The sequence below is a fragment of the Acinetobacter sp. 102 genome (assembly GCF_037028485.1).
Classification (GTDB): Bacteria; Pseudomonadota; Gammaproteobacteria; order Pseudomonadales; family Moraxellaceae; genus Acinetobacter; species Acinetobacter higginsii.
Window position 1 is genome coordinate 60,774 of the sequence record NZ_JAZEZK010000022.1, and the last position, 8,498, is coordinate 69,271.

The following is an 8,498-nucleotide window of genomic DNA, read 5'->3' on the forward strand; positions in this document are numbered from 1 at the left end:
AATCTCCTTAAATACTCAACTTGTTCAAATTACGGCGTTTGCCATAAATGAGCTGTACGATTGCACGGGTTACTGTAATTGCAGTAAACATCGAACAAATAATACCAATCATCAAGGTGACTGCGAAGCCTTTGATCGGACCTGTACCAATCGCGAATAAAATAAACGCAACAATGAACGTGGTTAAGTTCGAGTCAAGAATGGTGTTATAGGCCCGATCATAACCGGCCACAATCGCCTGTTTGGGCGAGGCGCCCCAGAGCATTTCCTCTCGTATTCGTTCACAGATCAGGACGTTGGCATCAACCGCCATACCAATGGTAATTACGATACCTGCAATACCCGGCAAGGTGAGGGAAGCTCCAATCCAAGACATTACCGTTAAGATCATGGCAAGGTTAAAGACCAAGGCAAAGTTCGCGATTAAACCGAATAGACGGAAGAACACGATCATCCAGATCGCAACCAGCAAGAAACCGATTTGGGTCGATAATACGCCCTTATCAATGTTTTCTTGACCAAGGCTTGGACCCACGACACGTTCTTCAACGAAGTACATTGGCGCAGCCAAAGCACCTGCACGAAGCATCAAGGCAAGCTCAGCCGCTTCTTGTGGTGAATCTAGACCAGTAATACGGAATTGTGAACCCAATACCGCTTGGATCGTCGCAGCGTTGATTACCACAGATTCGGTATATGGGGTGCGAACTTCGGTTTGAACACCTGTATTTGGATCAGCAACATAAGAGATCTTTTGTTTATTTTCGATAAACAAAACGGCCATGCGCTTGCCGACAGCACCACGAGTGGCATCTGCCATCAACTTACCGCCAGAAGAGTCTAGGGTGATGTTTACTTCAGCACCACCAGAGTCTTGGCTAAAGCCAGAACTTGCGTTTTGAACACGTTCACCGGTCAAAATACGGTTACGTTGTAACAGCAATTGACGACCACTGTCTAAAGACTGATAAGCAAAGACTTCAGTCCCCGGAGGAAGTGGTTGACCATTATATTTACCTGTATATGGGTCAATATATTGATCATTACTATCCGCGACCAAACGGAACTCTAAGTTCGCCGTACGACCCAAGACACGCTTTGCTTCTGCGGTATCTTGCACACCCGGTAATTCAACCACAATACGGTTGCTACCTTGGGTTTGTACCAGTGCTTCAGCCACACCGAGTTCGTTAATACGGTTACGTAAAGTGGTTAAGTTTTGATTCACTGCATAAGATTGAATTTCCTGACGACGAGTGTCGGTATAATTCAGTCTTAAGGTTGCACCAGATGAGGTTGCAACTGCTTGCTGAGTAAATTCATTACCATTACGACGTAAAAAATCGGCCGCTGCATCACGGTCTGCATTGCTGGCAAACTGGACGGTAATGGTATTGTTATTTAAAGCAAGGTTGTTAAATTTGATTTTGTTATCACGGAATTGACGACGCAAATCAGTCGCTGATGTTTCCATACGCTGACTAATTGCTTTATCCATGTCGACTTCGAGCAAGAAGTGTACACCGCCACGTAAGTCTAAACCGAGTTTCATCGGTTTCGCCCCAATTTTTTGCAACCACTCAGGTGTGGTTGGTGCAAGGTTGAGGGCAACTACATAGTCATCACCTAAATCACGGCGTAACACTTCTTTGGCTTTTAACTGCGCTTCAGAAGAGCTTAAACGTAATAATGCCGCGTTATTGGTAAAGCTATTGTCGTGACTGCTAATGTCGGCAGTTTTTAAAATCTGCTCAGCTTTTTGCACGATCGTCTGATCAATTTTTGTGCCTGCTTTTGCCCCAGAAATTTGGACAGCAGGTTCATCTGGATACAGACTTGGAAGTGCATATAACGTACTGATCACAAGTACCACAAGGATCAGTAAATATTTCCATGCAGGGTAACGCATTCGCTTTCTTCTTAAATGAAAAAGTCGTGCTGAGGCACGACTATTTTATGATTAAAGGTTATTTAATGTGCCTTCAGGTAATACTGAAATGACACTCGCACGTTGGATTTTTACCTCAACACCGCGAGTGAGTTCAACTACTGCAAAGTCACCTTCAAGCTTGGTAATTCTCCCCATTAAACCACCAGCAAACACGATTTCGCTGCCTACACCCAAGCTTTCGATTAAAGAACGATGTTCTTTAGCACGTTTTGCCTGAGGTCTCCAGATCAAGAAATAGAAGATTGCGATGAATACCGCGATCATCAATAAGTTTGCCATGAGGCTTGGACCTTGTGTCGCAGCAGGAGCCGCGTGAGCAGTAGAGATGAAAAAACTCATTTCGATTTCCTAAAATTAAAAGGCAAAAAATTAACAATAAATTCCAATTCGTTTTGCAATGTACCTTGTCTTGCGATCAGGCGCAAATCTTGATGCAAATCGTTCCGCTTAGTCTTCTGGACATGCTGGAACTTCTAATCCACGACGGGCATAAAAGTCCTGAACGTATTCATCAAATGTGCCATTATCCAATGCATCACGCATACCTTGCGTCAGGCGTTGGTAGTAACGTAAGTTGTGGATGGTGCCAAGCATTGATGCCAGCATCTCACCACACTTCTCTAAATGATATAAATAGGCACGAGTAAAGTTTTTACAAGTGTAGCAATCACAATGTGGGTCTAAAGGCCCTTTATCATGGCGATATTTACTATTACGGATTCTGACTAGGCCATCGGTAACAAAATAATGACCATTACGGGCATTACGGGTTGGCATCACACAGTCAAACATATCGACACCACGGCGAACCGCTTCCACGATATCCTCTGGTTTACCGACACCCATTAAGTAACGCGGTTTGTCTTGCGGCATTTTGTTAGGTAAATAATCAAGCACCTTGATCATTTCTTCTTTCGGTTCGCCGACCGAAAGACCGCCAATCGCATAACCATCAAAACCAACTTCTAACAAGCCTTTGAGTGACTCGTCACGCAGGTCTTCGTACATGCCACCTTGAATAATGCCGAATAAGGCATTTTTATTGTTAAGCGCATCATGGTGGTGAGTTTTACAACGTTTCGCCCAGCGTAAAGAAAGCTGCAATGATTTTTGCGCTTCTTCATGGGTGGCAGGGTAAGGGGTACATTCATCAAAAATCATCACGATATCTGAGTTCAGTACATGTTGGATCTCCATTGAAATTTCTGGAGACAAGAACACCTTTGAACCATCAATCGGAGAGCGGAAGGTCACACCTTCTTCTTTGATTTTACGCATTGCGCCCAAGCTAAACACTTGGAAACCGCCTGAGTCAGTCAAAATTGGTTTATCCCATTGGATAAACTCATGCAGACCGCCATGCTCTTTAATTACTTCCAAACCTGGACGTAAGTAAAGGTGGAAGGTATTTCCTAAGATAATTTGTGCCTGAATTTCTTCAATGTCACGCGGGAGCATGCCTTTAACCGTACCATAAGTACCCACTGGCATAAACACAGGGGTTTCAACCACACCATGTTCTAAAGTAAGTCGACCACGACGGGCGCGCCCCGACTGGCCTAATTTTTCAAATTTCATGTAATAACCTGAGCAAGATCGAAGTGCTACTTTGATTGCAGCGCAAGGAGGCGAAAAAACAGTTCGCTGATCGAAAGCGGCTATTTTCCCCGATTATGGCGTGTAGTTCTACTACTAAATGTAGCTATAACCAAAAAATAATAATCTCCCCTAACCCCTCTTTAAAAAGAGGGGGATAAAAGGCGATATTATCTGACGATAAACTCAAATGCTCCCTCCTTTTTTAAAGGTGAGCTGCGGTTATCGCAGCGCAAGGGAGGAGGATTTAGGGGGTTAGATCGTAAATTTAAAGCATCAAATTGAATGCTTTTCCGCTTATAAAATAGACTATAGTGATCGGCGCTAAGGCACTAAAAATTCGGCTTATAGTCAAAATTTTCAGTCGCCAGATTATCCTTAAATGGGCGAATGGCTTTCTTGGATAAAGTCAGCGTATTGATCAGATTATTCGGGAACACTTCGATTTGGTTATTAAATAATTCTACGTTGCGGTTAAAAATAGTGATGGCCGCACCGACATTTTCGTTTTGTTCCTGAATATCATCCATCATCTTGCTATACAGCGCATCGGCTTTCAGTTCAGGATAATTTTCGACTACCACATTCAGGCTACGAATCAGTTCCTTACTCATTTTCTCAATCTGTTGTAACTGTGAAATATCCGTGTCATTCACATTCAGGTTGAGAATCTGTTGACGTAACTCAGTGACTTTTTCCAAGGTGGATTTTTCGAACTGAGTATATTGATCTAGTGTTGCTTCCAAGGCTTCTAAGGTCTTTACTTTCTGACGTTCGAAGTTGGCCACTTCTGACCATGCCCGTTTGGTGGCATTAAAATAACGCACGATATTATTGCGGATAGAAATGCCCCACACGATCAGTGCGACAAAAATACCCAAAAAGATCAGTAAACCTGTCATCGCCATTCCCCTTATTGTTATTGCTCAATGATTAGCGAATTAAATTCAGCATCAATTGTTGAAACTTATGATATTGCGGCATGGTCATGGTTCTTAAGTGTCCACGTAATGCGGGAATATCCTGAATATCACTGCGTTTACTGGCGGTTTGGAAAAGATTTTGTTCGCCGACGTAACACATGATTTGTTCCTCATGATGATAAATTAAATCACCTGTAAAATGTTGAAAAAAATCATGTAATTTTAAGGTTAGGCTAGGGCTCACCTCTTTCGCGAGTCGGTGCTGATCTAAGCCAAAAATATTCAATTCTTGGTTAATCAAAATATCGCTGCTTTGCCATGAACTGGTATAGGGCGCAAAGAAGCGAGAGCGCTGATTACTGACAGCAATCCCTAAAGCCGGTATTTGAAAAATAAACGCACCCCACAAATCTTTATGGATTTCTTTGACAATTTTTTTATCGCTGCTTTGATCCTGCAGGATCGGCATTTCACTGACATAGTGATACTGAAACAGTAGAACCTGATGTTCTGTGTTGCCATCATGCCATGTGGTCGACGCGTATTGGGTAATTTCGTTAGATTCATTGCCGCGATTAAATAGGGGGAAATGTTGCTTTAGCTTGCTGATCACCAAAAGTGGTTGCGCTTGAATCGGTAAATAAGCAGGCAATTGCTGGAACTGCAAACCATAGCGTAATACCGTCATCCGTTCTTCAAGATAATTGATGACGCGTGTTAATGGCTCTTGTGGTTCATAGAGCAAATAGGCCAGAAAACCTGTCAAAAATGCCCCGAGTAGACTCCAAATATATTGAATATGCGGATGTAGAAAATAACCAAACACTAAGGTGCCAATACTGATCAGTGCTAATAAATAGGGCAGCACATTAAAAAATCGCAGGCTGTGATCGTCACGCCAAGGATGCAAGGCATCTAGCAGAGCTTGATCACTATGCGCTTTCTGTCCAACATCCCACAGTCGTGCAATATTGCGAAAAACCTGCGCATTTTTTTTACGTCTGATATGCAGCGCTTGTTGTACAGTGTCGATCGGCATGGAAATAATCGTTTCATTATAATGGGGTGGTCTTGTTTAAATTATGCTTTAAATTTCAGAAACTAAGAAGTCTATAATCTGAGTCTAGTTGAGTTTTATTATTTTGAATGAATGACATTTACCAAAGCATTGTTATGGGGAAATCGACTAAACCGTAATTTAGTCGATTGATCAGTATTAAGTGTCGAGTTTATCCACCAGCATCGCATCGCCATAACTAAAGAAGCGATAACGTTGTTCAACCGCATGGGTATAAGCCGCCAAGATATTATCTCGATTAGAGAGTGCTGAAACCAACATCAGTAAGGTCGATTCTGGTAAATGGAAGTTGGTAATCAAACGATCCACGATACAGAACTGATAGCCCGGATAGATAAAGATTTGCGTATCACCAGTCCAAGCTGCAATTTTGCCTTGATTGGCTTGCGCTGCACTTTCTAAGGCTCGGGTCGCCGTGGTTCCGACTGCAATGACTTTATTACCACGTGCTTTAGTTGCCAAAATCAGGTCAATCGTGGCTTGTGGTACATCACACCATTCACTGTGCATAATGTGATTGGTAATGTCTGTGGTACGCACAGGCATAAATGTTCCTGCACCGACATGTAGCGTGACAAAGGTTTTTTGCACGCCTTTTGCTTCTAGTTTTTCTAATAAGCCTTGGTCAAAATGCAGACTCGCTGTCGGTGCTGCCACACTGGCAATTTTTTCTGGGTCGTGGAATACGGTTTGATAACGCTCAGTATCAATCTCTTCTGCTTCCCGATTGAAATAAGGCGGAATCGGCAACTGACCGTATTGATCCAGTACCGACAAAATCGGTTGTGAAAACTCCACCACAAATAGGTTTTCATGGCGACCTTGCACGGTGACAGGCACGGCATCTTCGCCGATATACAGTTCTGCGCCTGCTTTTGGTGAGTTGCTTGATTTGATATGGCAATGCGCAGTGTGGGTATCCAACATGCGTTCAACCAGAACTTCGATAGCTCCGCCTGTAGCACGTTTACCTTTTAAGCGTGCTTTCATGACTTTGGTGTCATTCAGTACTAGCAAATCACCGTCTTCGAGCAGATCGAGAATATCGGTAAAGGCATGGTCATGATATTGGCCTTTGGCATCGATATGCAGTAGGCGAGAGGCGCTACGGCTGTCTAACGGGTAGCGAGCAATAAGTTCATCGGGGAGATCAAACGAAAAGTCGGAGAGTTGCATACATCTAAAACATTGCAAAAATTGGGCGTAGTATAGTCTTTTTTGCGTTTTCTCGCTGAGTTCGCGTGTTTATTGATAGAAAAATATCTGAATGATTTAAAAGTGAGCAATAAGCGTGAGTTAGTGTTTGACAATAAAATCAAACAGGTTATTATACGCAACACAAAGCATCGCACTCTTCCCGAGGTGGTGAAATTGGTAGACGCGGCGGACTCAAAATCCGCTGTCAGAGATGACGTGTCGGTTCGAGTCCGACCCTCGGGACCAAGATTCAAAGACCCCAAGCTGGTATTAAAGGCTTGGGGTTTTTTAATGGAGAAATATATAATTATAAATAGGTTGCTAAAAAAAATTAAAATTATGGCTAATTAAGTATTTTGCTTACTCAACCAAATCATGATTGATATTCTTGTGTCTAGCTAGAATATTTTTCGCAAAAAAGTGCATAATGGATTTTCTCTTCTTGTGTGAAAATACTTTTTAGATTCCTACGGCTATCATAGCTTTTACTGTGATTTAGAAAATACAATCATATTCTTTGAAAGCAAACGCTTTTAGTTTTGACATACTTTTATATTTCTAGTTTTTATTTTATTTATAGATAGAAAGATTGGCCCGCTTTGATACAATCGGTTGGATTGTTTTGACCTTATGGATTGGGTTAAAGTGGGGTAGTGCATGGGGGGAAGTAATAGTATGAGTTTTTACGAAGAAGATATAGAAAATGTTGATAGAATTATTGAAATTGCAAAAAATAATATTGATGAATTTAAAAATAGTCTTGATCAATTAAGTTCTGAAGAAATAGAAGAAAATATTTCACCAACGACTCGTAGTGAATTCAATCAGTCAATCACAAAGATGTACTCAAATCTGGAAAATTTAACTAAGCTGATTAATGAGTTGAAGGAATATCATAATACTGAAGATATTTATGACGAACTTTCAGATTTATTATATTCACTAGATCATGAAACAGTTGATTTAATGCATTCATCAGCTGACTTTTATAAAGTTTTAGATATTAATAGATTGATTGAAAAAAATATAAGATTTCTTAACTCGAAATTATTGCCAATTAGAGCATCCAATGAAAAGTCCGAAAAATTAATAGAAGAAACATTAGAGCCTAAAATAAAGGAAATTGAAGAAAAAATTAAAGATTTTGATTCTTTGCGATTAGCTTTGGAGCATAGAGAAACAAGCTTAATTTATCTTGAATTACATGATAAATATAATGAGGAATATAAATCAAATAATTTATATTTTTATACAGTTTTGGGGTTAAGTGCTTTTTTTACGATTATCTCTATCCTGATATCAGCTAGCTTCACACCTATTGACTGGATTTTATTTGTTTCTTCTAAAGTACTAATTTTAGCTGTTGGTATAACGTTGTGTACGTTATTTTTAAGAAGAGCTGCTCATGCTAAAAAATTAAAAGAACAAGCCTATCAGACTCATGTTGAAATTAATGCATTTCCAATTCATGTTCGTTCTCTTAAGGATGAAGATAAACATGAGTTAATAAAAGAACTTGCACTTAAGTATTTTGGAAAAGAGCTTGATCAGACTCAAAATGACAAGATTGGCGATCTGATGCAAGATCAGCTTGCAGCAGGAACAGAGTTGATCAAAGCGAGTGCTGAGTTGGTTAAGAGTGTGAAGCCGAGTGCTTAGCAGATAATCCTAGTGATAGATCAAATAACTAATAATTACATTGAGACAGTAAAATAATGTTAATCAAAATAGAAAAGAAGGTTGGTTAAAATGC

At 40.7% G+C, this 8,498-nt stretch carries 7 protein-coding genes and 1 tRNA gene; 2 read left to right on the top strand and 6 right to left on the bottom strand.

Annotated elements, in window-relative coordinates:
• Positions 1 to 7: 7 nt before the first annotated feature.
• The 6 genes from secD to queA all read right to left on the bottom strand — a co-directional run bounded on the left by secD (position 8) and on the right by queA (position 6,724).
• Complete coding sequence (gene secD / locus WA352_RS18405; protein WP_004802699.1) at positions 8 to 1,909, bottom strand: protein translocase subunit SecD; 1,902 nt, start codon at positions 1,907 to 1,909, stop codon at positions 8 to 10.
• A gap of 51 nt (positions 1,910 to 1,960) precedes the next feature.
• The gene (gene yajC, locus WA352_RS18410; protein ID WP_004802702.1) at positions 1,961 to 2,290 is read right to left on the bottom strand and encodes a preprotein translocase subunit YajC; all 330 of its coding nucleotides are present in this window, start codon (positions 2,288 to 2,290) and stop codon (positions 1,961 to 1,963) included.
• A 108-nt stretch (positions 2,291 to 2,398) separates the two neighbouring features.
• Positions 2,399 to 3,529, bottom strand: coding sequence for a tRNA guanosine(34) transglycosylase Tgt (tgt, locus tag WA352_RS18415; RefSeq protein ID WP_005206304.1), 1,131 nt, complete (start codon positions 3,527 to 3,529; stop codon positions 2,399 to 2,401).
• A 350-nt stretch (positions 3,530 to 3,879) separates the two neighbouring features.
• A complete protein-coding gene (locus tag WA352_RS18420; protein WP_004802705.1) occupies positions 3,880 to 4,449 on the bottom strand; it encodes a LemA family protein in 570 nt (189 codons plus the stop codon).
• A gap of 31 nt (positions 4,450 to 4,480) precedes the next feature.
• A complete protein-coding gene (locus tag WA352_RS18425) occupies positions 4,481 to 5,509 on the bottom strand; it encodes a membrane protein (RefSeq protein ID WP_033133842.1) in 1,029 nt (342 codons plus the stop codon).
• 177 nt (positions 5,510 to 5,686) lie between these two features.
• Positions 5,687 to 6,724 carry a tRNA preQ1(34) S-adenosylmethionine ribosyltransferase-isomerase QueA gene (queA, locus tag WA352_RS18430; RefSeq protein ID WP_033133843.1) on the bottom strand — a complete coding sequence of 346 codons (1,038 nt, stop codon included), beginning with the start codon at positions 6,722 to 6,724 and terminating at the stop codon, positions 5,687 to 5,689.
• 180 nt (positions 6,725 to 6,904) lie between these two features.
• Here queA and WA352_RS18435 point away from each other — a divergent pair.
• Together WA352_RS18435 and WA352_RS18440 are read left to right on the top strand one after the other, a co-directional pair.
• Positions 6,905 to 6,991, top strand: a tRNA-Leu gene (locus tag WA352_RS18435).
• A 411-nt stretch (positions 6,992 to 7,402) separates the two neighbouring features.
• On the top strand, positions 7,403 to 8,404 hold the full coding sequence (locus WA352_RS18440) for a hypothetical protein (RefSeq protein WP_033133844.1): 1,002 nt from the start codon (positions 7,403 to 7,405) through the stop codon (positions 8,402 to 8,404).
• Positions 8,405 to 8,498: the final 94 nt, after the last annotated feature.

Excerpts from the sequence above, each read along its gene's own strand:
- secD (WP_004802699.1), bottom strand. The coding sequence starts at position 1,909 with ATGCGTTACCCTGCATGGAAATATTTACTGATCCTTGTGGTACTTGTG.
- yajC (WP_004802702.1), bottom strand. The coding sequence starts at position 2,290 with ATGAGTTTTTTCATCTCTACTGCTCACGCGGCTCCTGCTGCGACACAA.
- tgt (WP_005206304.1), bottom strand. The coding sequence starts at position 3,529 with ATGAAATTTGAAAAATTAGGCCAGTCGGGGCGCGCCCGTCGTGGTCGA.
- WA352_RS18420 (WP_004802705.1), bottom strand. The coding sequence starts at position 4,449 with ATGACAGGTTTACTGATCTTTTTGGGTATTTTTGTCGCACTGATCGTG.
- WA352_RS18425 (WP_033133842.1), bottom strand. The coding sequence starts at position 5,509 with ATGCCGATCGACACTGTACAACAAGCGCTGCATATCAGACGTAAAAAA.
- queA (WP_033133843.1), bottom strand. The coding sequence starts at position 6,724 with ATGCAACTCTCCGACTTTTCGTTTGATCTCCCCGATGAACTTATTGCT.
- WA352_RS18440 (WP_033133844.1), top strand. The coding sequence starts at position 7,403 with ATGGGGGGAAGTAATAGTATGAGTTTTTACGAAGAAGATATAGAAAAT.